Raw genomic sequence first — 24,034 nt, forward strand, 5'->3', positions numbered from 1 at the left:
AAGTCCCCGTCGGGGGTTCAGTGGACGATCGGATATCCGGAGTCCCGTCCGAAGACCGGGATCCGCTCCAGCGGAGCCTCGACCTCGACGGTCTGCCCGCCCTCGTAGGAGACGCGCGTCCACAGGTCGGTCCAGCGCGCTCCGCCGGGCAGGTAGACCGTGCGGCTCCGCGCCCCCGCCTGCAGGACCGGAGCCACGAGCAGGTCCGGTCCGAAGAGGAACTCGTCCGCCGTCGTCCAGGCGCGAGGGTCCTCGGGGAACCCGTGGAAGAGCCCGCGGAGCACGGGCTGCCCGCCGGTGTGCGCCTCGTCGAACACGGCCCGGGTGTACGGGCGCAGCCGCTCGCGGATCGCCAGATGCTCGGTGAGGATCCCGGTGGCCTCGTCCCCGAAGCTCCAGATCTCGTTCGCCCCACCGGACGGACTGCGTCGGCTGCCGTCCGCCGCCGCGACCTGCTCGGTGGGCCGCCGATCGCCGTGCAGGCGCATCACGGGGCAGAAGGTCGCGAACTGGAACCAGCGGATGAGCAGCTCGCGGAACGCCGGATCGTCCGGGTCCCCGCCGTGGAAGCCGCCGATGTCGGTCGTGAACCACGGGATCCCGGCGGCGCCCACGTGGATCGCCGCGGTGATCTGCCGGCGGAGATCCGCGAAGGTCGTGCCGATGTCGCCCGACCAGACGAGGGCTCCGTAGCGCTGGCTCCCTGCCCAGGCGCAGCGGACGAGGTTCACGACCTCCTCCTGCCCGGCCGCCCGCTGGCCCTCGAAGAAGGCCCGAGAGAAGCGCTGCGGGTAGATGTTCCCGGTCTCCAGCGCGGACCCGGAGTGGAAGCGGTAGTTGTCGTGGTCGTAGACCGCGTACTCCGGCTCGGCCTCGTCGAGCCAGAAGAGACGGATGCCGAGGTCGTGGTAGTTGCGCTTGCAGAGCTCCCAGAGCCGATCCGCCGCCTCGGGGTTCGTGACGTCGAGGAACATGCTCGGGCCCTCGAACGACATCTGCACGTCCGGCCCCCGGAGCGCGGTGGCGAGGAGGTTCCTCTGCCGGAACTCGGCGAAGTTCTCGGACTCCACCGACACCTGCGGCCAGACCGACACCATGAGCTCGATGCCGAGCTCGTTCAGCTCGGTGACCATGGCGGCGGGATCGGGCCAGAACTCCTCCTCGAAGCGGAAGTCGCCCATCCGGGGCCAGTGGAAGAAGTCGGCCACGATGACGTCCATGGGCAGCCCGCGTCGGCGGTGCTCGCGGGCGACCGAGAGCAGCTGCTCCTGGTTCCAGTACCGCAGCTTGCACTGCCAGAAGCCGAGGCCGTACTCGGGCATCTCGGGGGAGGCTCCGGTCGCCCGGGCGTACGAGCGGGTGATGTCGGCCGGGGTGCGTCCGGCGGTGATCCAGTAGTCGATCTGCCGAGTGGCCGCCGCATGCCATTCCGTGCGGTTCGTCGCGAACACGGCGCGGCCGACGGAGGGGTCGTGCCAGAGGAATCCGTAGCCGCGGCTGGAGAGGACGAAGGGCACCGACGCCTGGGAGTTGCGGTGCGCGAGTTCCAGCGTCGCGCCCTTGAGGTCGATGAGGTCCTGCTGGTAGACGCCCATGCCGACGAGGTGCTCGCCGGCGGGCGGATCGAAGCTCATCGTCGCCGGACCGGCTCCGTGCGCGGTCGGCCGGTGGTCGCGGGCGCGGAGCTTCAGCGACCCTCCCGACGAGAGCTCCGAGAGGAGCTCGCGACCGTCGGCATCGCTGTAGGAGACCCGGCACGCGAAGACGTCGTGCCCGAGCTGGAGATCGAGCACGTGCTCCTCGGTCAGAGTCGCGACGAGCCGGCCGACGCGCAGAGTCGCCGTGCGCCCGTCGATGACGAGGGTCGACTCGGCGTCCTCGGGGGGCAGCAGCGCCCAGTCGGTGTCGAGGACCGGACCGAGCGGGACGCTCCTCGCCCGGATGCTGTCCGGCCCCCAGGGCTGCAGCAGCAGCGTCTCGCCGTTCCCGGTCCACGCCACACCGTCGCCCTCCCGCCGGAAGCCGCTGAGCGCCGGGGCTTCGGAGGCGCTCACTCCGCGGATCCGGCTGGGGCGAGAGATTCGCGGGCGAGCAGGAGGTAGACGCTCGCGGTCCAGGTGTAGGCGCGGTCGCGCAGTCCCTCGCCGGTGAGGGCGTCGAAGTTCTCGGCGAAGCCGCTGCGCTCGCACAGGCGCCGGAAGCGGGCGGAGACGTCGTCGGCCAGGTCGTCCCGGCCCGCCCGGCGCAGCCCGTCGACGAGGAGGAACGTGGACGGCGCCCAGATCGGTCCGCGCCAGTACCCGTCCGGCTCGTAGTGGGGTGAGCTCGGCGCCTCGGTCGCCGGCCCCCACTCGGTGAGGTGCGGGGCGAGCGACTCGAGCATCGTCGCGATCATCTCGTCCGTGAGCTCCTCGGCGGCGAGGAGGGGGAGGAGGTTCAGCAGGCTCGTCGTCGTGGCGGTGCGGCCGTGGAGCGGCGAGCGTCCTGCCAGTGCCGTGCCGTCCCACATCCCACGCAACTCCTCCGCGAGCACGCACCGGCTCTCGCGCCATGCGGAGCTCGGCAGCCCCAGCTCGTCGGCGAGACCCGCGACGACCTCGAGCTGGAGGAGCAGGAACGCGGCGAGATCGGGCGACTCGACGACGCGGTCGCGATCGAAGCTCGTCGAGTTGTCCCAGCCGGAGTCGTTGCCGTGCTGGTAGTAGGGAGCGACGCGACCGGGAGCCGTGCGGTGCCGGAGCCAGAAGAGCGACCAGCTCGCGAGCCGGTCGTGCACCTCGCGCAGCCGCTCCGGGGCCAGCGGCTCGAGGGAGGAGCGCATCCGCGCGAAGGCCCAGCCGTGGATCGGCGGCTTGACGTAGTTGTAGAGCACCTCCGAGTGCGCGATCGAGTCCGGCAGCGCGCCCTCGGGCGTCTGGTGGTCGAACGGGAGGAGGAACTGCCCGAGCGCCTCCTCCGGAGCGCCCTCGGCGAGGGCGAGGGCGTTGAAGCAGTGGTCCCAGCTCCAGAGCTTGTCCATCCAGTGCTTCGACATCAGGATCGCCTCGCGCCCGAGGAACCCGGCCGGAGCGACGGTCGCCGACCAGAGGACGTAGGCGGCGAGGGCCGCCGCCGGTGCGCGGTCGTCTCGCCAGCCGGCGATCGCGTCGAGGTAGGCCTCGAAGCGGTCGTCCGCCTCCTCGAGAGCCTCGTCGAAGCCGGTGCCGAGCTCGAGCGGAGGAGCGGCCGTCGCGAACTCCTCCACGGCGATCTCCCACCGGTCGCCGGAGATCGTCAGCGACCGCTCTCCCGCGCCGAGTTGCTCGGATCCCGTGGCGCGCACGTCCCCGGCGAGAACGGTGACGCGGTAGCGGCGCCCGGTCTCGTACGAGGTGAAGGTGGACGCACCGGACACCGGGTCCTCGTAGAGGAACGTCCCGGTGAAGGGGGTCAGCTCGCTCGCCGCGTCGGTGAGAGTCAGCTCGGAGCCCGTTCCGGCGAACCGGAGGACGTCGGGGCCGTCGAAGAGCGCCTGCACCCGTGCGCCGTCTCCGCTCCAGGTCAGCACCGAGCTGTCGGCCGAGGGGCTCAGCCGCTCGCCGGAAGCGCTCCGCGCCTCCAGTCGGAGGACGGCCGTCATCCGGGTCCGGTGCGAGACCAGGTGGAGGTCGTCCACGATCCGGTGCAGGCCGATCACGGGCGAGACGTCCATCCAGGCGCCGCGGGTGCTGAAAGGGATCTCGCGGATGTCGAAGGGGATGCGGGTGGTCATGTCGTGCCTTTCGAGAGCGGAGGAGAGGAGTCAGTCCTTGACGGCGCCGGCGGTGACTCCGGCCGACACGTAGCGCTGGGCGACGATGAGCAGCACCGCCGCGGGGACGGAGGCGACGACGGCGGTCGCCATGATCGCGTTCCACTCCTGGTTGTTGTTGCCGATGTAGGCGTAGATGCCGAGCGTGATCGGCCGCAGGTCGCCTCCGCTGTTCAGCGTCGACGCGAAGATGAAGTCGGACCACGCCCAGAGGAACGCGAAGAGCGACACCGTGACGGCGGAGTTGCGGCTGACGGGCAGCACGACCGAGCGGAAGGTCCGCCACTGCGAGGCGCCGTCGATCTTCGCGGCGTTGAGCAGCTCGTCGGGGATGCCCTGCATGAACGCCGAGAAGATCAGGACCGCGAACGGCACGGCGATGGTCGAGTCGGCGATGATCAGCCCGAGCAGGCTGTTGAGGATGCCCAGGTTGAGGTAGATGGCGTAGAAGCCCATCGCCATGATGATCGCCGGGATCATCTGCGCGATCAGCAGCACGAAGTTCAGCACCCCGGTGCCGCGCGGGCGCAGCTTCGCGAGCGCGTAGGCGGCCGGAGCCGAGATCGCCAGGGTGAGGGCCACCGTGCCGAGCCCGATGATCAGGCTGGTGCCGAGGAACGGCAGCTGCTGGCGCAGCACCGCCTCGTAGCCGACGAAGGTCGGGTCGAGCGGGAGCAGGCTCGGCGGGCTCTTGCGCATGTCGCCGGTCTTGGTGAGCGAGACGACGATCATCCAGTAGACGGGGAAGAGCATGATCGCGGTGAAGAGGACGCCCAGGGCGGTCCTCCACCAGCTGCGGGCGGCGGTCACGAGTTCTCCTGGCGGCTCTGGACGCGGATGTAGACGAGGCCGAACACGAGGGCCAGCAGGATGAGCAGGTTGCCCACCGCGGCGGCCGGTCCGAAGTCGGGGAGGGTGGATCCGAAGCCGAGCTGGTAGGTCCAGGTGGCGAGCGTGGTCGAGGAGCCGGCCGGGCCGCCCTTGGTCATGATCCAGATGATGTCGAAGACCTTCAGCGTGTAGACCAGGCCCAGCAGCACGGTGATCGCCGAGACGGGCCGCAGCAGCGGCACGGTGATCAGCATCAGCTTCTGCCACGCGTTCGCGCCGTCGAGCGCGGCGGCCTCGTAGATGTCGGTCGAGATCCCCTGCAGACCCGAGTAGAGGATCACCAGGTTGAACGGGATGCCGATCCAGATGTTCGCGATGATCACCGCGGTGAGGGCGACGTCGGGGTCGGTCAGCCAGTTGATCTGCGGGCCGCCGATGGCCTGCAGGAAGGCGTTCACGATCCCGGAGTCGCTGTTCAGCATCCAGGACCAGGTCGACGCCGAGACGATCAGCGGCAGCAGCCACGGCACGAGGAAGAGCGCTCTGAGAATTCCCGAGAGGCGGAAGCCGCTGTAGAAGAAGACCGCGAGCGCGAAGCCGATGACGTACTGGAACACGATCGACGCCAGGACGAAGACCGCCGTGTGCGAGACGGCGGGCAGGAACGTCGCCGAGGTGAAGACGTCGAGGTAGTTGTCGACGCCGACGAACGGGGCGCCGCCCTGGACGAAGCTGCGCACGGTGTAGCCGCGGACGCTCAACTCGAGATTGCGGAACAGCGGATACGCGTAGAAGACGGCCAGGTAGACCAGCAGCGGCGCGAGGAACGCGAGGGCGGCCCAGCGCTCCGGCGACGGTCCGCGTCGCGGGGAGCGGCGCTCGCTCCTCACGGAGGACGGAGGGCGGGTGGCCGGTGCGGGACTCGGCGCGATGGGGGTGGTCGTCATGACTGCCTCTCGTCGGCCGGGCCTCCCGCGAGGTGCGGGAGGCCCGGCTGCTCGGTCGCTCTACTCGGTGGCGGAGGCCGCGGCGTCCTGCGCGGCCTTCAGGGCGTCCTCGGGGCTGGAGCTGCCCGTGATGGAGCTCTGCACCGCGGTCCAGAGCTGCTCGGAGATGAGCGGGTAGTCGGTGCCCAGGTTGTCGCCGGTGCGGCCCTGCGCGGCACCGACCGCGTCGATCCACGGCTGCAGCGTCGCGTCCTCGGCGAGCTGCGCCTCCTGCGCGTCGGTGGTGGGAGCGACGTAGTTCAGGGCGTTGTCGGTGCCGACGATGTTCTCGGTGTCGGTCATGCACGACGCGATCTGCGCCGAGACCTCGTAGCGGGAGTCGTCCGACTGGACGGGCAGGCTGAGGAACTCGCCGCCGGTGGGAGCGGCGGCGTTCCCGCCGTCCTTCGCGGGGATCGGCAGGACCTCGTAGCCGGCCTCGGCCGCGGACGCCTTCTGCCAGGTGCCGTTCTCGGCGAACGCGACGTTGCCGGCCTGGAACTCCTGCCAGCTCGTCGTCTGGGTGTTGTTGATGACGGAGTTGGGCGCGTAGCCCCTCTCGATCCAGTCGGTCCAGAGCGCGAGGGCCGAGACCGCGTCGTCGCTCGAGAGGTCGGTCAGCTCGGCGCCCGATCCCCAGAACCACGGCAGGAACTGGAACGAGCCCTCCTCGGTGCCGACCGCCGAGAACGTGATGCCCGTGTCCCCGGTCGCCGCGACCTTCTCGAGCGCCGCGGTCAGCGAGGCCCAGTCGGTCACGGAGGCTATGTCGACGCCCGCCTTCTCGAGCACGGCGGGGTTGTAGTAGAGCGCGAGGGTGTTCGCGCCGATCGGGACGCCGAAGGTGTCGCCGTCGATCTGACCGGCCGAGAGGATGTTCTCGGCGAAGCCGTCGGTGCTGAGGCCGCTCTCGTCGGTCGACGTCAGGACGCCGGCCTCGGCGAGCGTGGAGACGACCGGGTTGTCGATCAGCAGCAGGTCGGGGGAGTTGTCCTGCTGACCCGCGAGGAGTGCTTTGTTGGTGAGATCGGACGTGTCGTACGCCGTCCGCTCGATGGTGACACCGGCGTCGGCGGCACAGGCGTCGATGACCTTCGCCCAGTCCGAGGACGCGTCGTACTGGGGGTACGGGTCCCACCAGGTGTAGGCGCCGCCGGCGGCGTCGGTGGACTCGCCTCCGGTGGAGGCCGAGCAGCTCGCGAGAGCGAGCGTCGAGAGGGCGGCGACGGCGAGTGCGGTGCCGGCGCGGGTGGACTTCCTGGTGATCACAAGATCCTCCTTGATGTCGTGAGTGCTGTGTGGGGGAGTGGCTCGGGTTCGAACCGGTTCGACGAATGATCGACGAGAACAGGGGACCGGGCGGTGCCGGGTCAGAGGGCGACGGCGCTCCCGCGGTCGACGAGTCGGGCGTCGAGGAGGCGGATCGCCGGGGCATCCGCGCGTTCCGGATGCTCGATGCGGTCGACGAGGCGCTCGACGACCTGTGCGCCGAGCTCGGTGGGACCCGTCTCGACGAACGTGTAGGGGAGCGAGAAGTCCCGGGCGAACTCGCCCGAGTACAGGCTCACGACCGAGAGCTGCCCGGGGACGGAGATGCCGCGACGACCGAGGATCGAGGGGAGCATCGCGACCGCGCGGTCGCTGTGCACGATGAGCGCTGTGAGATCGGGGTTCTCGTCGAGGAACGTGTTGATCATCGGCTCCATCGCCGCGGCCGTCGTCTCGGACGCCCGGATGCTCAGCTCCACGTTCCGAGCGGCGGCGGTCTCGACAGCGGCGTCGCGGAAGCGGACGCCGTAGGTGCCGCCGCGCTCGAAGACGTGGATCGGGGGCGTGATCAGACCGACCCGTCGGTGGCCGAGCGCGGCCAGGTGCTCGACGAGCAGGCGACCCGCGTCCCGGAAGTCGAGGTCGAAGACGTCCACGCCGGCCGCGTCCTGGGGGACTCCGATGGCGGCGCCGGGCTGACGGGCCGCCGTCAGCGCGGGGAGGCGGTCGTCCTGGGTCGAGACGCTGAGCAGGATCACTCCGTCGACCATCTCGGAGCTCGTGACGCGGGTGAGGGCGGCGGCACCGTCGGGCTCGGTGGCCATCAGGATGTCGTAGCCGAGCTCGCGGGCGCGGGTCGTGATCGGGAGGATGTACTCCATCATCGCCGGGGCGAACTCGTCCGGATCGAAGTGGACGAGGAGGCCGAGGGCCATCGTCCTGCGCGTGGCCAGGGCGCGGGCGCCGGCGTTGACCGTGAAGTCGAGGTCGCGGATCGCGTCCTTGATGCGCTGCTGGGTCTCGAGAGAGATGCTCCGCTTGCCCGAGAGTGCGTACGAGACGGTGCTGCGCGAGACGCCGGCCGCTTTCGCGACATCGCCGATCGTGGCCATGTCCACCTCCTCGTGTTCGAACCGGTTCGACTATGGCAGACGTCGGGAACTCCTGCAAGCGGACGGCTCGAGGAGCCGCGCGCCCGCTACTCCGCCCGCGGCCACTCGCTCGTCAGGTACGCCTCGATGGCCCGGTGCCGGAACCGGTACAGCGTTCCGCGGTCGATGATCCCGCGCACGGTGTCGAGGCGCTGCGCGGTGGTCCCCGCCTCGGTCGGCTTCGAGAGGCCGATCGCCCGGGCGATGCGGGTGAGGGTGCGGTCGCGGGCGGGCATCGACGCCATCGCCTCGAGGAACGCGAGTTCGCGCGGAGGCAGCCGCCCGAGGATGCGCTCGACGTGCGCCGCAGCCTCTCTCTGCGCTCCGCGCCACCCCGCGAGCACCTGCTGCCGGGTGATCGTCGTGCCGGTCCCGGCGTACCAGGCGCTCTCGCCCGCGAGCTGGAACAGGAACGGCTCGCCGCGGCACAGCTCCACGACCGCCGCGACCGCGTCGCTCTCCATGCGGATGCGGGTCGTCCCGCCCCGCTCGTCCGGAACGTCCCAGCCGGGCAGCACGAAATCCTGGAGCGCCGCGACGATGTCGTCGTCGTCGATCGCCGTGAGCACGGTCGTCTTGAACCGTCGCGCGAACGTCGCGCCCTTCTGCGCACCGGCCCGGTCCTCGAAGTCGGGGAGGCCGGTCAGGTAGACCGCCAGCGGCAGGAAGCGGGTCACCCGGACGCCTCCGGGCAGCTCGACGACCAGCTCGTGCGTGATCGCGTCGCCGAGGGCGATCAGGAGCTGCGAGAGGGCGCTCTCGTCGACGATGTTCTGCACCTCGTCGAGGTGGATGAGCGCGACCACGTCCTGCGCGATCGCCGCGCGGCCCACTTCGACGAGCAGCTCGGTGAGAGCGGTGTGGGGCTCGGGCCCTTCTCTCCCGCGGAGGGTGAGCGAGATCCCGGACGCGGCGACGGCCTGCACCCGTTCGAGGACGCCGGCGAGCCGCTTCTCGCGCGCCGTCGCGAGCCCGGCGGCGTCGGCGAGCACCAGTAGCGCGGCGGCCAGGAGCTTCAGCGGATCGGCACCCGAGGGGATGCGCAGCTGGGGGGTCACCCAGTCGCCTCCCGCCGCCGCGTCCTGCGCGATGCGCCGCACGAGCGAGGACTTGCCCAGTCCCGGCTCGCCGAGGATCGTGCGGCCCCGCTCCGGCAGCCCGCGATGCAGGCGCGGACGGAGGATGTCGCGCCAGTCGCTCAACTGGGCCGTGCGACCCGCCCAGATCGCGGGAACCGTGTCGGAGCCGGGGCTGAAGGGATTGTCGACGGCGTCACGCATGCTGATAACCTTACCAACTCCCTGAACTTTGATAAAGTTACCGAGGTCGAGCTGCCCACACCTCTTCGAGTGGTGGCGGATGTACTGGGAAGAGACCCGCGCATCCGTGCTGGTCGAGGAGCCCCGCAGCGGCGTCGCGAGACCCACGCTTCAGAGGCTCACCGCCCCGGCGGCGGCCCCGTCGTCGCGCGCTGCACCAGCTGCGTCGGCAGCCGCACGTGCAGCGAGCGCGGTGTCTCGCCCGCCATCAGCGCCGTCAGCATCTCGGCGGCCGTCGAGCCGAGCGTCTGCATCGGCTGCCGGACGGTCGTCAGCGGCGGGTCGAGCCGCGACGCCTCCGGGACGTCGTCGAAGCCGACCACCGACAGGTCCCGCGGCACGTCGAGCCCGATCCGCGCCGCGATCTCGATGATCGCGATGGCCGACACGTCGTTCGCGGCGAACACGGCGGTGGGCCGGTCCGGGAGCGACAGCAGCGCCGAGGCGGGCCGGCGCGCGGTGTCGTGCTGGTACAGGCCCACGTGCACGAGCCGCTCGTCGAACGCGATGCCCGCCTCCGACAGCGCGGCGCGGTAGCCGGCCTCGCGCAGGCGCGCCGAGCGCAGGTCCGGACGGCCGGCGACGAAGCCGATCCGCCGGTGCCCGAGCTCGACGAGGTGCCGCGTCGCCTGCAGCGCGCCTCCGTAGCTGTCGGACTCGACCGTGGGCAGGTCGGCCCGCCCGGTGTGCGGGTCGATGGCGACGAGCGGGATGTCCGAGGCCGCGGTGAGGACCGTCGGAGTGACCATGATCGCGCCGTCGATCAGGGTGCCGCTCAGGCGGCTCAGCGAGCGCCGCTCCCAGCCCTCGCCCTCGCCCTGGTGCGAGCCGCTGTAAGCGAGCAGGTCGAAGCGCGACCCGCGCAGCTCGGCGCCCACGCCCTTGAGGATCTCGGCGCTGAACGGCTCGAAATCGGCGACGAGCACGCCGATCACCCCGGTGCGCCGCGAGCGCATGCTGCTCGCGACGAGGCTCGACTCGTAGCCCAGCTCGCGCACCACGTCGAGCACGCGCGTGGCCGTCGCGGCGGCGATGCCGTACCGGCCGTTGACCGCCTTCGAGACCGTCGCGACCGAGACGCCGGCCGCAGCGGCGACGTCGTGGATGGTCGGACGGTGACTCACAGGACCGACCGTAGCCCTCCGCGAGGCCGTTTGGAAAATGATTTCGAAAACGTTTGACGGTCCCGCGGAGCAGTACGGAGACTGACCTCGCCCACCGTTGACGCGGAGGGTGCACCTCGGCGCCGCTCTCCCTGGCGGCGCCCACTCGATGAAGAGAACAGGTCGAACGATGAAGTTCAGAAAGATCGCAGTGGCCACCGTCGCCCTGCTCGGCGCGGCAGCGGCCCTGAGCGGCTGCTCCGCCCAGGAGTCCGGCTCCTCCGACGGCACCGTCTCCATGACCCTCTGGCAGAACTCCACCACGGGCCCCGGCCAGGAGTTCTGGGACAAGACGGTCGCCGACTTCGAGGCCGCGAACCCCGGAGTCACCATCACCCCGCAGGCCATCCAGAACGAGGACCTGGACGGCAAGCTGCAGACCGCGCTCAACTCCGGCGACGCGCCGGACATCTTCCTCCAGCGCGGCGGCGGCAAGATGGCGGCCATGGTCGCCGGCGGCCAGCTGATGGACCTGACCGACAAGATCTCGGACGAGGCCAAGAGCGAGATCACCGAAGGCTCCTTCGGAGCCAACACCCTCGACGACAAGGTCTGGGCGATGCCGGTCGCGGTGCTCCCCGGCGGCGTCTTCTACAGCCAGGACCTCTTCACCGCAGCGGGCATCAGCACCCCGCCGTCGACGCTCGAGGAGCTCGACTCCGCCGTCACCGCCCTCAAGGGCAGCGGCACCCAGGCGATCGCGCTCGGCGGCAAGGACGCCTGGCCCGCCGCGCACTGGTACTACTTCTTCGCGCTCCGCGAGTGCAGCGCCGACACCATGGCCGAGGCGGCCGACTCGAAGGACTTCTCGGACGAGTGCTGGGTCAAGGCCGCCGAGGACCTGCAGACCTTCTCCGAGACCGAGCCGTTCAACGAGGGCTTCCTCACCACCGCCGCCCAGCAGGGCGCCGGCAGCTCGGCGGGCCTGCTCGCCAACCGCCAGGCCGCCATGGAGCTCATGGGCGCCTGGAACCCGGGCGTCATCGCCTCCCTCACCCCCGACGAGAAGCCCCTGCCCGACCTGGGCTGGTTCCCCTTCCCCGAGGTGGACGGCGGAGAGGGCGAGCCCGGCTCGATCATGGGCGGCGTCGACGGCTACTCCTGCTCGGTCGATGCTCCCGCCGAGTGCGTGGACTTCCTGAACTACCTCGCGACCGCCGATGTGCAGAAGGAGTACTACGCCGCCTTCAACGCTCCGCCGGTCAACCAGGTCGCCCAGGAGGCCGTCACCGAGCCGTACCTGCAGGACATCCTGGCCGCCTACAACTCGGCGCCCTACGTGTCGCAGTGGCTCGACACCGTCTACGGCCTCAACGTCGGCAACGCGCTGAACGTCGGAGTCGTCGACCTGCTCGCCGGCAAGAGCGACCCGGAGCAGCTGGTCGAGGCCGTCAACGCCGCTGCGAAGAAGGCGTAACCATGGCGCTTCGCGAGAGCCCGCTCCTCGGAGCGGATGCGCCCCGCGATCGCGAGAACACCGGGGGTGCTGCGGTCGTCGCAGCACCCCCGGTGCGCCGGCGTCGCCGCAGCCTCGGCTGGGCGGGCCGGCTCGAGGTCGCGATCCTGGTCGGCCCCGCGCTGATCGTGTTCCTCGCCTTCGTGATCTTCCCGGTCGTGATGGCGGCCTACTACGGCTTCTTCAGCTGGCAGGGCTACGGAGTGCCGACCGACTTCGTCGGCTTCCGCAACTACCTCACGATCCTCCAGGACCCGACCTTCCACGAGGCGCTGTCCCACAACGGCACGATCGTGATCCTCTCGCTCGTGCTCCAGGGCCCGGCCGCGATCCTGATCGCGCTCCTGCTCAACCGCAAGCTGCGCGGCCAGTCGATCATCCGCGTGCTGATCTTCGTGCCCTACGTCATCTCGGAGGTCGTCGTCGGCACCGGCTGGAGCCTGATGCTCCAGACCCGCGGCGCCGTCAACGGCATGCTCGAGAACATCGGCCTGGGAGCGCTGCAGCAGGACTGGCTGGCGAACCCGGCCATCGCCATGTGGACGCTGATGCTGATCATCACGTGGAAGTACATCGGCTTCGCCGTGATCCTCTTCCTCGCCGGTCTCCAGGGCATCCCCGAGGAGCTGTCCGAGGCCGCGGCCATCGACGGCGCGTCCTACTGGCAGGTCCAGCGGCGCATCACGCTGCCGCTGCTCGCCCCGACGCTGCGCATCTGGGCGTTCCTGTCGATCATCGGCGCCCTGCAGCTGTTCGACCTCGTCTACATCATCTGGGGCCAGTACGTCTCGTCGACCGCCGGCACCTCGACGATGGCGACCTACCTCGTCACCAACGGCCGCAACGCCGGCAACTACGGGTACGGGAACGCCGTCGCGGTCATCCTGTTCCTGATCTCGCTCGTCGTCGCCCTGCTCTACCAGCGCTTCGTGCTGCGGCGGGACACCGAGGGCGCACTCACCGGAGGCAAGCGATGACCACCACGATGACGGCCCCGCCGATCACCCCCGAGACGCGCCGGCCCCTCGCCGTGAAGCGCCGCCGCCCGCCGGTGGGCCGCGGCACGATGATCGCCTACGTCGTCGCGATCGTGGTGATCGCGCTGATGCTCGCCCCGGTCGCTTACATCATCATCGGCGGCTTCCGCACGAACGCGCAGATCACGACGGATCCGGCCGGCTTCCCGTCGCCGTGGAACGTGCAGAACTACATCGACGTCATCACGGGCGGCATCTTCTGGCGCGAGGTGGGCAACTCCGCCATCGCGGCGCTGGCCACCACCCTCGGTGTCGTGGTGCTGGGCCTCATGGCCAGCTACGTCCTCGCCCGATACGACTTCGCGGGCCGCGGAGTGTTCTACGCGCTCTTCGCGGCGGGACTGATGTTCCCGATGACCGTGGCGATCACTCCGCTCTACCTGGTGATCAAGAGCCTCGGCCTGATGAACTCGCTCGCCGGAGTCGTGCTGCCGCAGATCGCGTTCGGCCTGCCGACCACGATCATCATCCTGGTCCCGTTCCTGCGGGCGATCCCGGACGAGATCCAGGAGGCGGCGTTCATCGACGGCTGCAGCCGGATCGGCTTCTTCTTCCGCATGGTGGTGCGCCTGGCGATGCCCGGCGTGATCACGACCGGCATCCTCGCGTTCATCGCGAGCTGGAACAGCTACCTCCTGCCGCTGTTCATCCTCAACGACGAGTCGACCTTCACGCTCCCGCTCGGGGTGCAGGCCTTCTCGTCGCAGTACTCCGTCGACACCGCCAAGGTGCTCGCGTTCGTCTCGCTGTCGATGATCCCCGCGCTCATCTTCTTCAGCGTCTTCGAGCGCCGCATCGTGGGCGGCCTCACCGGGGCGGTGAAGGGATGACCTCCACCCCGCCGTCCGCTTCCAGCAGAGAGGGTCACGCCGTGGCCGAACCGCACGTCTCCTCGGCCCGCGTCGCCGATCTCCTGGAGCGCATGACGCTCGAGGAGAAGCTCGCCCAGCTCGTCGGCTACTGGGTCGACCAGGGTGGAGAGGTCGTCGCGCCGCTCGCCGGCGAGATGGCCACCTCCACCCGCTACGAGGATGCGACCACCCACGGGCTCGGACACCTGACCCGCGTGTACGGCACGCGCCCCGTCGATCCGATCGAGCGCGCGCAGTGGCTGTGGGCCGAGCAGCGCCGCCTCGTCGAGGAGACGCGGCTGGGCATCCCGGCGATCGTGCACGAGGAGTGCCTCACCGGGCTGGCGGCGTGGAAGGCCGCGACGTTCCCCACTCCGCTGGCCTGGGGCGCGTCGTTCGACGCCGAGCTGGTCGAGGAGATGGGCCGCCTGATCGGCGCGTCCATGCGCGAGCTCGGGATCCACCAGGGCCTCGCGCCCGTGCTCGACGTGATCCGCGACCCCCGCTGGGGCCGCGTCGACGAGTGCATCGCCGAGGACCCCTACGTCGTCGGCACCCTCGGCACCGCCTACGTCCGCGGCATGCAGTCGGAGGGGGTCGACGCGACGCTGAAGCACTTCATCGGATACTCCGCCTCCCGCGGGGGCCGCAACCACGCGCCGGTCCACGCCGGCCCGCGCGAGATCGCCGACGTGCTGCTGCCTCCGTTCGAGATGGCGATCCGCGACGGCGGCGCCCGCTCGGTGATGAACTCGTACGCCGAGATCGACGGCGACCCCGTCGGCGCGACGCCCGCCTACCTCACCGACATCCTGCGCGGCGCGTGGGGCTTCGACGGAGTGGTGGTCTCGGACTACTTCTCGGTCGCGTTCCTGCACCTCATGCACGCGGTTGCCGCCGACCTCGGCGAGGCCGCCGAGCTCGCGCTCGAGGCCGGGATCGACGTGGAGCTGCCCACGGGCGACGCGTTCCTCGCTCCGCTCGCCGCCCGCATCGCCTCCGGAGCGATGAGCGAGGAGCTCGTCGACCGCGCCGTGCTGCGCCTGCTCGCGCAGAAGGAGCGCCTGGGGCTGCTCGACGCCCGCTTCGACGACGTGCCGGAGTCGATCGACCTCGACTCCCCGGCGCACCGCGACGTCGCCCGCCGCCTCGCGGAGGAGTCGCTCGTGCTGCTCTCGAACGACGGCGTCCTGCCGCTCGCGGCGCCGCGCCGCCTCGCCCTGATCGGCCCGAACGCCGACAGCGCCCAGGCCCTGATGGGCTGCTACTCCTTCGCCAACCACGTGCTCGCCCATCACGAGGGCGTGCCGCTGGGCTTCGAGATCCCGACCGTGCGCGAGGCGCTCGCCGACGAGTTCGCGGGCGAGATCCTCGTGGCCGAGGGCTGCGACGTCGAGGGCGACGACGACTCCGGGATCGCCCCCGCCGCCGAGCTCGCCCGCACCGCCGACGTGGCGGTCGTCGTGGTCGGCGACCGCGCCGGCCTCTTCGGCCGCGGCACCGTGGGCGAGGGCAACGACGTCGAGAGCCTCGAGCTGCCCGGCCGCCAGCGCGAGCTGGTGGAGGCGGTCGTCGCGACCGGCACCCCCGTGGTGCTCGTGCTGCTCACCGGCCGCCCCTACGCGATCGACTGGGCGCTCTCGGGCGCGTCGGCCGTGCTGCAGGCGTTCTTCCCCGGGGAGGAGGGCGCCGGCGCGATCGCGGGTGTCGTCTCGGGCCGTGTCGTGCCGTCCGGCCACCTGCCGGTGTCGCTGCCGCGCTCGGCCGGAGCGCAGCCGTTCTCGTACCTGCACCCGATCCTGGGCGGCCCGTCCGACGTGACGAGCGCCGACAGCACTCCGGTGCTGCCCTTCGGGCACGGGCTCTCGTACACGACGTTCTCGCGCGGCGACCTGTCGGTGCTCGACGACGCGGTGCCGACCGACGGAGCGATCACCGTCTCGGTGCGCGTGCGCAACACGGGCTCGCGCAGCGGCTCCGACCTGGTGCAGCTCTACGCCCGCGACGTCTACGCGAGCGTCACCCGTCCCGTCGCCCAGCTGCTGGGCTACGCCCGCCTCGAGCTGGCGGCGGGGGAGGAGGCGCAGGTGCGCTTCGAGGTGCCGGCCGCGCGCCTGGCGTTCACCGGCCGCTCCGGCCAGCGGATCGTCGAGCCGGGCGAGGTGGAGCTCTGGGTCGGCCCGGACTGCGCGACGAAGGAGACGACGGCGTCGCTGACGCTGTCCGGCCCCGTGTCCGTGGTCACGGCCGCCTCGGAGCGCGTGGTGCGCACGTCGGTGCTGCTCGAGGAGGCGGGCGTACTGGTCGAGTAGCCCCGCCCGCGGCTCCTGGACGTCGTGGATCTCGATGCGCGCGCTCCGCGCGCTACTCGATCAGCAGAGGGGCGTCCCGATGCGTCGCGAACGTCGCCGTCACTCCTGCGGCGGGACCGCGCACGTCACTCCTGCGCGGCCGCCGCGAGGGCGCGGTCGAGCCAGTCCGCGAGCAGCACGCGCTCCGAGGGGGTGAGGCCGGCGAGCTCCGGTGCGAGGGCCCGGACGCCGACGAGGGCGGTGAGCCGCCCGCCGTCGCCCGGGGAGGGCGGGTCGGTGAGGATCCCCGTGAGCACGGCGTCGAGCGCGGCGTCGGCGAGGCCGGGGTCGCGGTCCGCGGCCGGTGTCGAGAGCAGGGTGGTGACCACGCCGGTGCCCGCCGCCTGGATGAGGCCGACGGCGCGCTCCTCCGGCACGCGCAGGCGCCCCTCGGCGGCCACCCGCTGCACGCGCGCGGCGAGGACCTGACGCCCGGAGAGTGCGGCCGGCGATCCGGAGGCGCGGCCCGGATCGCTGAGGAGGCGGAAGAGCGCGGGGTTGGCCAGCCCGAACTCCACCTGCGCGGCCCAGCCCGAGCGCAGGTCCTCGACCGGGTCGACGCCGCCGGCGACGGCCGCCTCGACCGTCCGGGCCTTCGAGTCGACCCAGGTGGCCAGCACGTGCTCCGCGACCGCCTCGAGCAGGCCGTCCTTGTCGCCGAAGAGGCGGTAGATCGCCGGCGCCTGGAGCCCGGCCGCCCGGGCGACCGCGCGTGTGGTGACGGCGGCGGGGCCCTCGTCGCGGAGGAGGCCCGCGGCCGCGTCGACGATGCGCAGGCGCGTGTCGGTCGGAGGAGTCGGGCTGGTCATGAATCGACGGTAGCGCACTGTTGCTATCGATGGAATTCCATGGTTATCTTCCTGGTGGTATCGCCGATACCCCCATCGGAAGGCTCTCCCCATGATCATCGTGACCGGTGCCACTGGCGCTCTGAACGGCGCCACCGTCGACCACCTGCTCGACTCCGTCCCCGCCTCCGCGATCGCCGTCGTCGCACGCGACCCCTCGAAGGCGGCCCGCTTCGCCGAGCGCGGAGTGGAGGTGCGCGTCGGCGACTACGCCGACCCCGCCTCCCTCCCGGCCGCCTTCGACGGAGCGGACCAGCTGCTCCTCGTCTCCTCGAGCGATCCGCGGGCCGACGCCGTCGCCCTGCACCGCATCGCCGTCGAGGCGGCCGTCGCGGCCGGAGTCGGACGGGTCCTCTACACGAGCCACCAGGGCGCCGCCGCCGATACCCCCTTCGGCCCGGGCCGGGACCACGCTGCGACCGAGCGCCTGCTCGCCGAGTCCGGACTCGCCTGGACGTCGCTGCGCAACGGCTTCTACGCGCACAGCCTGGGCCTCTTCCTCGGACCGTGGCAGGAGACCGGAGTGATCGAGGTCCCCTCCGACGGCCGCGTCTCCTGGACCGCCCGCGAGGACGAGTCGGAGGCGGCCGCGCGGCTCCTCCTCTCGGAGAGCCCGCACGACGGGCCGATCACGCTGACCGCGACGGAGGCCCCGACGTTCGAGGAGATCGCCCGGATCGCGGCCGAGATCGGCGGGCGGCCCGTCGAGCTGCGCGTCCTCGGCGACGACGAGTGGGTCGCCGCGCGCGTCGCGGCGGGTCAGCCCGAGTTCCTCGTGCGCTTCACCCTCGGGATGCACCAGGCGGCCGAGGGCGGCTTCTTCGCGGGCACCGGCCCCGAGCTCGGGCGCCTCCTCGGACGCGCGCCGCGCAGCGTCCGCGACCTGCTCGAGGCCGGACCGGCACCCGTCACCCGGTGACACCGCTCGGGCGGCCCCGAGGAGCGCCGTGCATCAGCCGCAGCTGCGCGCGGTCCACGGCGCGGTGGCCGTGCCGGTGACCGTCGCCTCGCCGGCGGCGAGCCGCGTCGAGCGCACCGGAGGCGCCCGGCTCCACTCCGGCGGTCGTCTTCACGCCCTCCGGGTGTCGAGCGGGTCCTCGGCCGTCGTCGGCCCGTCCCGCAAGGGGTTGCCGCTCCGGGTCGCGGGGCGTGGGATGGACGCAGGAGAAAGGAGTCCCATGACTCAGACCTTCCCCGCATGGCTGCGGGACCAGACCACGCGCGACGACGAGGTGGGCACCCTCGCCCAGGAGTTCGCCGCCCGCGACGACCTGCCCGAGCACGGCGGCCACTCGATCTACGAGGGCTATTTCGCGAGCGAGCCCGCCGAGGCGCAGGCCGGTTTCGACCGGGCCTGGACCGAGTTTGAGGCCGACGTGCAGCCGTCGCCCGCCTCCGACGACCCGGACGGCCTCCGATGAGCGACACGACGTCCCCGGTCCAGGACCCGGACGACCAGTCCGACAAGCCGTCGCAGGCCGAGGGCGAGGACACGCGCGACACCCCCGTCGAGGTGCTGCCGGCCGACGGCAAGCCGTCGAAGGCCGAGGGCTGACGCCACTCGCGTTCACAACGGAGGAAGGATCCGTCCCGAGCTCCCGATCCCCGCGGATCCGGGGCCGCGGGAACGGATCCTTCTTTCGTTGTGCACAGGCGTCACTCCGGAGCGACGACCACCCGCCCGACACCGCGCGACACGCACGGCATCACCGCCGTCAGGACGGAGTGCGGCCGAGCTGGGCGTCGATCGGAACCGTGCGGGCCACGACGACATCGCCGGTGTGCGCCGTGGTGACGGTCTCGATGAGGACGATCTCCACCTCCTCGTCAGCGACGGGGTTGTGGCGGACCCCCTTCGGGACGACGAAGAACTCGCCCGGTGCGAGGTGCACGTCCGGGCGGTCCTCGAGCTGGATGCGCAGAGTGCCGGAGACGACGAGGAACATCTCGTCCTCGTCCTCGTGCGCGTGCCACACGAGCTCGCCGAGCAGCTTCGCGACCTTCACGTACTGGTCGTTCACCCGCCCGACGACCCTCGGAGTCCACTGCCGAGTCACGTGCGCGAGCTCGCCGGCGATGCTGGTGCTGTTCTGATTCACGGCTCCACTCTGCCGACTCCCGGCCCTCCTCGCGCACCGCACCCGACCTAGGGTTGTGCCATGCCCTACGAACCGGACGCCGGCACCTCCGCAGCATCCGATGCGCCGTTCGCGCAGCCGGTCACCGACCGCTACTTCGACGACTACGTGCCCGGATCCGTGCTGGAGCACGGCTCCTACCGGGTCACCGTCGCCGAGATCATCGACTTCGGCCGGCGCTTCGATCCGCACGACATGCACACCGACCCCGGGCTCGCGGCCGGCACCCCTCTCGGCGGACTCGTCGCCAGCGGCTGGCACACCACCGCGATGATGATGCGGATGCTCGTCGAGTCCTACCTCAACCAAGCGGCGAGCATCGCCTCGCCCGGAGTGGACGAGCTCCGCTGGTCCATCCCCGTCCGCCCCGACGACCTCCTCCGGGCCCGCTTCACTGTGCTCGACGCGCGCCGCTCCGTCTCGCGGCCCGATCGGGGAGTGCTCCGCACCCGCATCGAGCTCCTGAACCAGGATCGCTTCGCGGTCATGACCCAGACCATGACCAACCTGATCCTGCGCCGCCCAGCGCCCTGAGCGGCGACGTGCTCAGCGCACCGTCGTCGCCGCGGTGTCGGCGTTGCTCCGGATCGACGGGTCGGGCGTCTTCACCGAGAACGTCGACGCCAGCGCCGTGCCCGTGCCCGTGCTCGTGGCCCTGACCGTGATCCTCTCCGTCACGGTCCTGCCGACCGCGAGGCTCGGGCGGTGGAAGATCACGATGCTCCCGACGCGGGTGTACGTCCCCGTCGCGGACACGAACTGCACGCCCGAGGGCAGGATCACCTTCGAGTAGACCGACGTCGCGGTCGCGGGTCCGGCGTTCCTGGCGATCAGCGAGTACGTGAACGTCCTCCCCTTCACCGCGGAGGTCGGAGCCGACAGGTCCACCCGCAGATCCGCCTTCGTGGCGGTCTTCTGCGGCGAGACGGTCACCGTGCTGACGGCCCGCGCGGCGCCGGCGGAGTTCCTCGCCTGCACGGTGAAGGTGAACGTCCCAGCGGTGGTCGGGGTGCCGGTGAGCCGCCCGGAGGCGGCGAGAGCGAGTCCCGGAGGGAGCGTGCCCGCGACCACGGTGACCGTCGGCGCCGGGGATCCGGTGACCGTGTACGTGGAGTCGTAGGCCGTCCCGACGACACCGGCAGCGGCGATCCCGGAGAGGGTCGGCGCGGTGGCGGCGGCCGCGATGGTCACCGTGTCGACCGTCTGGTTCCGGCCGAAGTCGTTCGTCGCGGCGACGGTGAACGTGAAGGTGCCGGCGGCGGTCGGCGTGCCGGTGAGACGCCCGGTCGCGGTGTCGAGGGCGAGACCCGGGGGCAGCTCGGTCAGGGCGACGAACGCGGGCGTCGGGTAGCCGGTCGCGGTGTAGCCGTAGTCGAAGGCGGTGCCCACGGTGCCGTCCGGCGCTGCTCCCTCGATGGTCGGGCCGGCGAAGCCCGGAGTGACCTCCAGCGTCGTGGACATCCGGGCCGATCCGGAGGCGTTCTCGGCGAGGACCGTGAACGTGGAGGTCCCGGCGGCGGTCGGGGTGCCGGTGAGGCGCCCGTCGCTGCTGAGGGTCAGCCCCTGGGGGAGCGATCCGGACGCGAGGGAGACGGTCGGAGCGGGGAATCCGCCGACGGTGTAGGCGAAGTCGTAGGAGGAGCCGATGCGGCCGACGGGTGCTGCTCCCGACAGCGTCGGCTCGGCGGGTGCCTGTGCGACGGTGATCGTGTGCGCGGCGCCGATCGTGCGGCCGTAGCGGTTGACCGCGGCGACGGTGAAGGTCGACGGACCGCCCTCGGTCGGGGTCCCCGCGAGCACACCCTGCTGCGAGAGGGCGAGGCCCGCCGGGAGAGCGCCGGAGACGACCGTGTAGGCGTACGTGCTCGGGTCCGCGCCGAACGCGTACGAGTAGTCCTGACCGACCGTCGCGGTCGCGGGAGGCGCATCCGCGCTGAGGGCGGGCCGGGCTCCGAGTGCGATGTTGTGGTAGCCGCCCGCGTCGATCGCGGTGGGGATGCCGAGGCCGCTCGGATGCGTCAGCTGGTCGTCCTCGTTGTCGCCCCAGGCGACGAGGGTGCCGTCCTTCTTCATCGCCAGGCTGTGCCGGGCGCCGCCCGAGACGGCCACGACGTCCGTCAGATCGGCGGGGACGGAGATCTGCCCGTACTCGTTGCTGCCCCAGGCGACGACCGTGCCGTCGCTCGTCAGCGCGAGACTGTGATCCCAGCCGGCCGAGACCGCGACGACGTCGTCGAGGCCGCTCGGCAGGCCGTCGACCTGAGGAGAGCCGGCCGTGCCCCAGGCGACGACGGTGCCGTCGTCCTTGAGGGCGAGGCTGTGCACGTCGCCGGCGGAGATCGCCGTGACGCCGGTGAGGCCGGCCGGGACGGCGTTGCTGCCCGTCGTGTTCTTGCCCCAGGCCGTGACGGTGCCCCCCTCGCGCAGAGCGAGGCTGAACTGCTCCCCGGCGGAGACCGCGACGGCGTCGTCCAGGTCGGCGGGCGGATCGGTCTCCCCGCGCTCGTTCGACCCCCAGCCGACGACGGTGCCGTCGTTCTGGAGGGCGAGGCTGTGGATCCAGCCGGCGGCCACCGCTACGACCGGCTTCAGGTTCGCGGGCACGGCCGTCTGACCCGACCGGTCGCTGCCCCAGGCGAGGAGGGTGCCGTCGTCCCGCAGAGCGAGGCTGTGGAAGCTCCCGGCTGCGACGGAGACGATCTCGCCCGGGTCGGCCGGGATGCGCGTCTGGCCGTAGTAGCCCCAGCCCCAGACCGCGATCCCTCCGGGCTCCACGGTCGCGGGTGCGGCCGGCGCCGCGGCGACGGGGGTGATCCCGGTGATCAGGAGTGCGGCCGCCGCGGTCAGGGCGGTGAGCACCGCGCCGACTCGTGGTGCGGAGGAGGACGGCGGGGGTGTGCGGCGGTGCATGGGGACCTTCACTGTCTCGGGTCGACCGTCACCGGTCGTCGTGCGCGCGGGGCGCTGGTCCGCCCAGTGTCCCGAGCAGGCGGGCCCGCCGGATAGAGCCGCTAGAGGACACGTCCGCTAGCGGACACCCGCGGACACCCGCAGACCCCGCGGACTCCGCTCCGACGGCGGAGGCCGCGAGGCGTCACTCCGGAGCGACGACCACCCGCCCGACGCCCCGCGACACGCACGGCATCACGGCCGACTCGCGTTCCGCCGGCGTCAGCACCAGATCGCGGTGATCCGCCTCCCCGTCCACGAGGTGCAGTCGGCAGGTCCCGCAGGTCCCGCTGCCGCACGAGCTCGGCACGTCGATGCCCGCGTCCTCGAGCGCTGCCAGCATGGTCCGGGCGGCCGGTACCGCGATCTCGGCCCCGGTCGGCTGCCACTCCACGGTGAACGGCGCAGTCAGCCCGCCGAACGCCGGCACCCCCGCGAAGTCCTCCGCGTGCACGCGGCTCGGCCGCCAGTGCATCGTCAGCGCGCGGACCTCGTCCTGCAGCGCCTCCGGCCCGCACACGTAGAGGTGCCGCTCGCCCGGGTCGGCGAGCAGCGACCACCAGTCGACCGGCCCGTGCTCACGGCGGTGGTGGACCGTCAGTGCGGGCACCGCGGCGGTCAGCTCGTCGAGGTACGGGGCCTGCTCGCGCGAGCGGGCCAGGAACAGCAGCTCCACGTCCGTCGCGCCGCGGTGCCCCAGCTCGATCAGCATCGCCCGGATCGGAGTCACGCCGATCCCCGCCGCGATCAGGAGGTAGGCGGGCGCCTCGACCAGCTCGAAGGAGTTGCGCGGCCCCTCGACCTCGAGTGAGTCGCCCGCCGAGACGGAGTCGACGAGGCTGCGCGAGCCGCCGCGTCCCTCCCACGAGCGCCGCACCGCGATCGTGAAGCGGCTCCGATCGCGCAGGTCGCCGGTAAGGGAGTAGCTGCGCTTCTCGCCCGAGGGCGTCGCGACCGTGACGTGCGCGCCCGGCTCGGCGGCGGGCAGGGCCCCGCCGTCCGCCCGCCGCAGGACGAACTCGCAGACGTCCGCCGTCAGCATCCGCCGCTCGGCGACGACGAGCCTCACGCCGCCACCACCGCGTCGACCGTCACCGCATCGCCCGGCCGCAGCACTCCGCCCGACAGCACCTCGGCGAACACCCCGACGTTCTCGTGCCCGTAGTTCTCGTGCAGCAGCCGCACCACCGGCACGTCCCTCCGCGCCGTCGTCGGATCGACCTCGGTCGCCGCGCACCGCCCGGTCTCCTCGAGCACGCGCACCCGCACGTCGCCCAGCTGCAGCTCGCGCCCCACCCAGTCGCGCTCGGCCCACGGCTCGAGCCCGTCCAGGTATACGTTCGAGCGGAACCGCAGCGGAGCGAGCTCGCGCCCGATGCGCTCGGACAGGTCGCGCACCGACGCGAGCGACACGAGCGAGATCGCGTTCATCAGCCGCGGCCCGTTCTTGGCGTTGTCGGTGAAGTTGTAGCCGGCCTGCTCGGCGAGCACGGGCCGCACGCCGTCGGGCAGATCCGCGACCCGCGCGTACAGCTCGACGAATGCCTCGCGCCCGTCGGCCGTCGCCAGGTCGGCCTCGAGCACCCGATGGCCCTGCACCGTGACCTCGACCCGCCGCGCGTCGTCGTCGAAGCGGGTGCGCAGCCCCGCGAGCCGCTCGGTGTTCAGCAGCACGAAGTACTCGCGCTTGGGAAGCGGCACGAACGCGTCGGCCCGGTAGGCGCCGTCGGGCTTCGCGAGCGCGAACAGCCGGTCGGCCGGGAACCCGCGACCCGGACGCAGCACCACGCTGTCGAGCCGCTCCGGCGTCAGCCCCTTCACCGGGTAGCGGTAGAGGGAGTGGAGTGTCGTCGGCACCGTGCGAGAGTACCCCGGGGCCCGCGGCAGCCGAGCGG

General features: G+C 71.7%; 22 protein-coding genes. 8 read left to right on the forward strand and 14 right to left on the reverse strand.

Annotation, left to right across the window (positions count from 1 at the left end; genetic code table 11):
* Positions 1-17: 17 nt before the first annotated feature.
* From ASF48_RS01460 to ASF48_RS01495, 8 genes are all read right to left on the reverse strand, one after another.
* Entirely contained in the window at positions 18-2,054 is a 2,037-nt protein-coding gene (locus ASF48_RS01460) for a glycoside hydrolase family 31 protein (RefSeq protein ID WP_200930949.1), read from the reverse strand.
* A complete protein-coding gene (locus ASF48_RS01465; protein ID WP_055785294.1) occupies positions 2,051-3,751 on the reverse strand; it encodes an amylo-alpha-1,6-glucosidase in 1,701 nt (566 codons plus the stop codon). The genes ASF48_RS01460 and ASF48_RS01465 overlap by 4 nt, the downstream gene beginning before the upstream one ends.
* A 30-nt stretch (positions 3,752-3,781) precedes the next feature.
* Entirely contained in the window at positions 3,782-4,543 is a 762-nt protein-coding gene (locus ASF48_RS01470) for a carbohydrate ABC transporter permease (protein WP_055788727.1), read from the reverse strand.
* A gap of 53 nt (positions 4,544-4,596) precedes the next feature.
* Positions 4,597-5,568 (reverse strand): carbohydrate ABC transporter permease, encoded by a 972-nt coding sequence (locus ASF48_RS01475; RefSeq protein WP_082480908.1) that lies wholly within the window; start codon positions 5,566-5,568, stop codon positions 4,597-4,599.
* Positions 5,569-5,628: 60 nt separating this feature from the next.
* Entirely contained in the window at positions 5,629-6,876 is a 1,248-nt protein-coding gene (locus ASF48_RS01480) for a sugar ABC transporter substrate-binding protein (RefSeq protein WP_055785297.1), read from the reverse strand.
* A 101-nt stretch (positions 6,877-6,977) separates the two neighbouring features.
* A complete protein-coding gene (locus tag ASF48_RS01485) occupies positions 6,978-7,988 on the reverse strand; it encodes a LacI family DNA-binding transcriptional regulator (RefSeq protein WP_055785300.1) in 1,011 nt (336 codons plus the stop codon).
* 86 nt (positions 7,989-8,074) lie between these two features.
* Positions 8,075-9,307 (reverse strand): AAA family ATPase, encoded by a 1,233-nt coding sequence (locus ASF48_RS01490; RefSeq protein WP_055785303.1) that lies wholly within the window; start codon positions 9,305-9,307, stop codon positions 8,075-8,077.
* A 158-nt stretch (positions 9,308-9,465) separates the two neighbouring features.
* Entirely contained in the window at positions 9,466-10,470 is a 1,005-nt protein-coding gene (locus ASF48_RS01495; RefSeq protein WP_055785306.1) for a LacI family DNA-binding transcriptional regulator, read from the reverse strand.
* 169 nt (positions 10,471-10,639) lie between these two features.
* On the opposite strand from ASF48_RS01495, the gene ASF48_RS01500 reads away from it, so the two are divergent.
* The 4 genes from ASF48_RS01500 to ASF48_RS01515 all read left to right on the forward strand — a co-directional run bounded on the left by ASF48_RS01500 (position 10,640) and on the right by ASF48_RS01515 (position 16,165).
* Positions 10,640-11,926, forward strand: a complete 1,287-nt coding sequence (locus ASF48_RS01500) for an extracellular solute-binding protein (RefSeq protein WP_055785309.1) — start codon at positions 10,640-10,642, stop codon at positions 11,924-11,926.
* A 2-nt stretch (positions 11,927-11,928) separates the two neighbouring features.
* Positions 11,929-12,942 (forward strand): carbohydrate ABC transporter permease, encoded by a 1,014-nt coding sequence (locus ASF48_RS01505; RefSeq protein WP_055785313.1) that lies wholly within the window; start codon positions 11,929-11,931, stop codon positions 12,940-12,942.
* A complete protein-coding gene (locus tag ASF48_RS01510) occupies positions 12,939-13,832 on the forward strand; it encodes a carbohydrate ABC transporter permease (protein WP_442965557.1) in 894 nt (297 codons plus the stop codon). The genes ASF48_RS01505 and ASF48_RS01510 overlap by 4 nt, the downstream gene beginning before the upstream one ends.
* A gap of 92 nt (positions 13,833-13,924) precedes the next feature.
* Positions 13,925-16,165: a glycoside hydrolase family 3 N-terminal domain-containing protein gene (locus ASF48_RS01515; RefSeq protein ID WP_235577192.1), complete on the forward strand. Its 2,241-nt coding sequence runs from the start codon at positions 13,925-13,927 to the stop codon at positions 16,163-16,165.
* Positions 16,166-16,290: 125 nt separating this feature from the next.
* Here ASF48_RS01515 and ASF48_RS01520 read toward each other — a convergent pair whose 3' ends face one another.
* Entirely contained in the window at positions 16,291-17,013 is a 723-nt protein-coding gene (locus ASF48_RS01520; RefSeq protein ID WP_055785321.1) for a TetR/AcrR family transcriptional regulator, read from the reverse strand.
* 91 nt (positions 17,014-17,104) lie between these two features.
* Here ASF48_RS01520 and ASF48_RS01525 point away from each other — a divergent pair, with 91 nt between their 5' ends.
* Positions 17,105-17,971 carry an NAD(P)H-binding protein gene (locus tag ASF48_RS01525; protein ID WP_055785324.1) on the forward strand — a complete coding sequence of 289 codons (867 nt, stop codon included), beginning with the start codon at positions 17,105-17,107 and terminating at the stop codon, positions 17,969-17,971.
* Here ASF48_RS01525 and ASF48_RS19190 read toward each other — a convergent pair.
* A complete protein-coding gene (locus tag ASF48_RS19190; protein WP_157603009.1) occupies positions 17,961-18,125 on the reverse strand; it encodes a hypothetical protein in 165 nt (54 codons plus the stop codon). The genes ASF48_RS01525 and ASF48_RS19190 overlap by 11 nt on opposite strands.
* A gap of 105 nt (positions 18,126-18,230) precedes the next feature.
* Between ASF48_RS19190 and ASF48_RS01530 the strand changes: the two genes are divergently transcribed.
* Together ASF48_RS01530 and ASF48_RS19195 are read left to right on the forward strand one after the other, a co-directional pair.
* Positions 18,231-18,473: a hypothetical protein gene (locus ASF48_RS01530; protein ID WP_055785327.1), complete on the forward strand. Its 243-nt coding sequence runs from the start codon at positions 18,231-18,233 to the stop codon at positions 18,471-18,473.
* Positions 18,470-18,607, forward strand: a complete 138-nt coding sequence (locus ASF48_RS19195) for a hypothetical protein (protein ID WP_157602116.1) — start codon at positions 18,470-18,472, stop codon at positions 18,605-18,607. Before ASF48_RS01530 ends, ASF48_RS19195 begins: the two co-directional genes overlap by 4 nt.
* 160 nt (positions 18,608-18,767) lie before the next feature.
* On the opposite strand, the gene ASF48_RS01535 is transcribed toward ASF48_RS19195, so the two are convergent.
* Complete coding sequence (locus tag ASF48_RS01535; protein WP_055785330.1) at positions 18,768-19,151, reverse strand: cupin domain-containing protein; 384 nt, start codon at positions 19,149-19,151, stop codon at positions 18,768-18,770.
* Between the two features lie 60 nt (positions 19,152-19,211).
* On the opposite strand from ASF48_RS01535, the gene ASF48_RS01540 reads away from it, so the two are divergent.
* Positions 19,212-19,724, forward strand: coding sequence for a MaoC family dehydratase (locus ASF48_RS01540; protein ID WP_055785333.1), 513 nt, complete (start codon positions 19,212-19,214; stop codon positions 19,722-19,724).
* Between the two features lie 12 nt (positions 19,725-19,736).
* Here ASF48_RS01540 and ASF48_RS01545 read toward each other — a convergent pair whose 3' ends face one another.
* The 3 genes from ASF48_RS01545 to ASF48_RS01555 all read right to left on the reverse strand — a co-directional run bounded on the left by ASF48_RS01545 (position 19,737) and on the right by ASF48_RS01555 (position 23,996).
* Entirely contained in the window at positions 19,737-22,100 is a 2,364-nt protein-coding gene (locus tag ASF48_RS01545) for an RCC1 domain-containing protein (protein WP_157603010.1), read from the reverse strand.
* A 184-nt stretch (positions 22,101-22,284) separates the two neighbouring features.
* Positions 22,285-23,208 carry a PDR/VanB family oxidoreductase gene (locus tag ASF48_RS01550; RefSeq protein WP_055785339.1) on the reverse strand — a complete coding sequence of 308 codons (924 nt, stop codon included), beginning with the start codon at positions 23,206-23,208 and terminating at the stop codon, positions 22,285-22,287.
* Positions 23,205-23,996 carry an MOSC domain-containing protein gene (locus ASF48_RS01555; protein ID WP_082480910.1) on the reverse strand — a complete coding sequence of 264 codons (792 nt, stop codon included), beginning with the start codon at positions 23,994-23,996 and terminating at the stop codon, positions 23,205-23,207. Before ASF48_RS01555 ends, ASF48_RS01550 begins: the two co-directional genes overlap by 4 nt.
* Between the last annotated feature and the right edge of the window lie 38 nt (positions 23,997-24,034).

Source organism: Rathayibacter sp. Leaf299, assembly GCF_001423055.1.
GTDB lineage: Bacteria > Actinomycetota > Actinomycetes > Actinomycetales > Microbacteriaceae > Rathayibacter > Rathayibacter caricis.

Excerpts from the sequence above, each read along its gene's own strand:
- ASF48_RS01540 (WP_055785333.1), top strand. The coding sequence starts at position 19,212 with ATGCCCTACGAACCGGACGCCGGCACCTCCGCAGCATCCGATGCGCCG.
- ASF48_RS01515 (WP_235577192.1), top strand. The coding sequence starts at position 13,925 with ATGACGCTCGAGGAGAAGCTCGCCCAGCTCGTCGGCTACTGGGTCGAC.
- ASF48_RS01470 (WP_055788727.1), bottom strand. The coding sequence starts at position 4,543 with ATGCTCTTCCCCGTCTACTGGATGATCGTCGTCTCGCTCACCAAGACC.
- ASF48_RS01500 (WP_055785309.1), top strand. The coding sequence starts at position 10,640 with ATGAAGTTCAGAAAGATCGCAGTGGCCACCGTCGCCCTGCTCGGCGCG.
- ASF48_RS01510 (WP_442965557.1), top strand. The coding sequence starts at position 12,939 with ATGACCACCACGATGACGGCCCCGCCGATCACCCCCGAGACGCGCCGG.
- ASF48_RS01465 (WP_055785294.1), bottom strand. The coding sequence starts at position 3,751 with ATGACCACCCGCATCCCCTTCGACATCCGCGAGATCCCTTTCAGCACC.
- ASF48_RS01475 (WP_082480908.1), bottom strand. The coding sequence starts at position 5,568 with ATGACGACCACCCCCATCGCGCCGAGTCCCGCACCGGCCACCCGCCCT.
- ASF48_RS19195 (WP_157602116.1), top strand. The coding sequence starts at position 18,470 with ATGAGCGACACGACGTCCCCGGTCCAGGACCCGGACGACCAGTCCGAC.
- ASF48_RS01525 (WP_055785324.1), top strand. The coding sequence starts at position 17,105 with ATGATCATCGTGACCGGTGCCACTGGCGCTCTGAACGGCGCCACCGTC.
- ASF48_RS01490 (WP_055785303.1), bottom strand. The coding sequence starts at position 9,307 with ATGCGTGACGCCGTCGACAATCCCTTCAGCCCCGGCTCCGACACGGTT.
- ASF48_RS01520 (WP_055785321.1), bottom strand. The coding sequence starts at position 17,013 with ATGACCAGCCCGACTCCTCCGACCGACACGCGCCTGCGCATCGTCGAC.
- ASF48_RS01485 (WP_055785300.1), bottom strand. The coding sequence starts at position 7,988 with ATGGCCACGATCGGCGATGTCGCGAAAGCGGCCGGCGTCTCGCGCAGC.
- ASF48_RS01530 (WP_055785327.1), top strand. The coding sequence starts at position 18,231 with ATGACTCAGACCTTCCCCGCATGGCTGCGGGACCAGACCACGCGCGAC.
- ASF48_RS01505 (WP_055785313.1), top strand. The coding sequence starts at position 11,929 with ATGGCGCTTCGCGAGAGCCCGCTCCTCGGAGCGGATGCGCCCCGCGAT.
- ASF48_RS01545 (WP_157603010.1), bottom strand. The coding sequence starts at position 22,100 with ATGCACCGCCGCACACCCCCGCCGTCCTCCTCCGCACCACGAGTCGGC.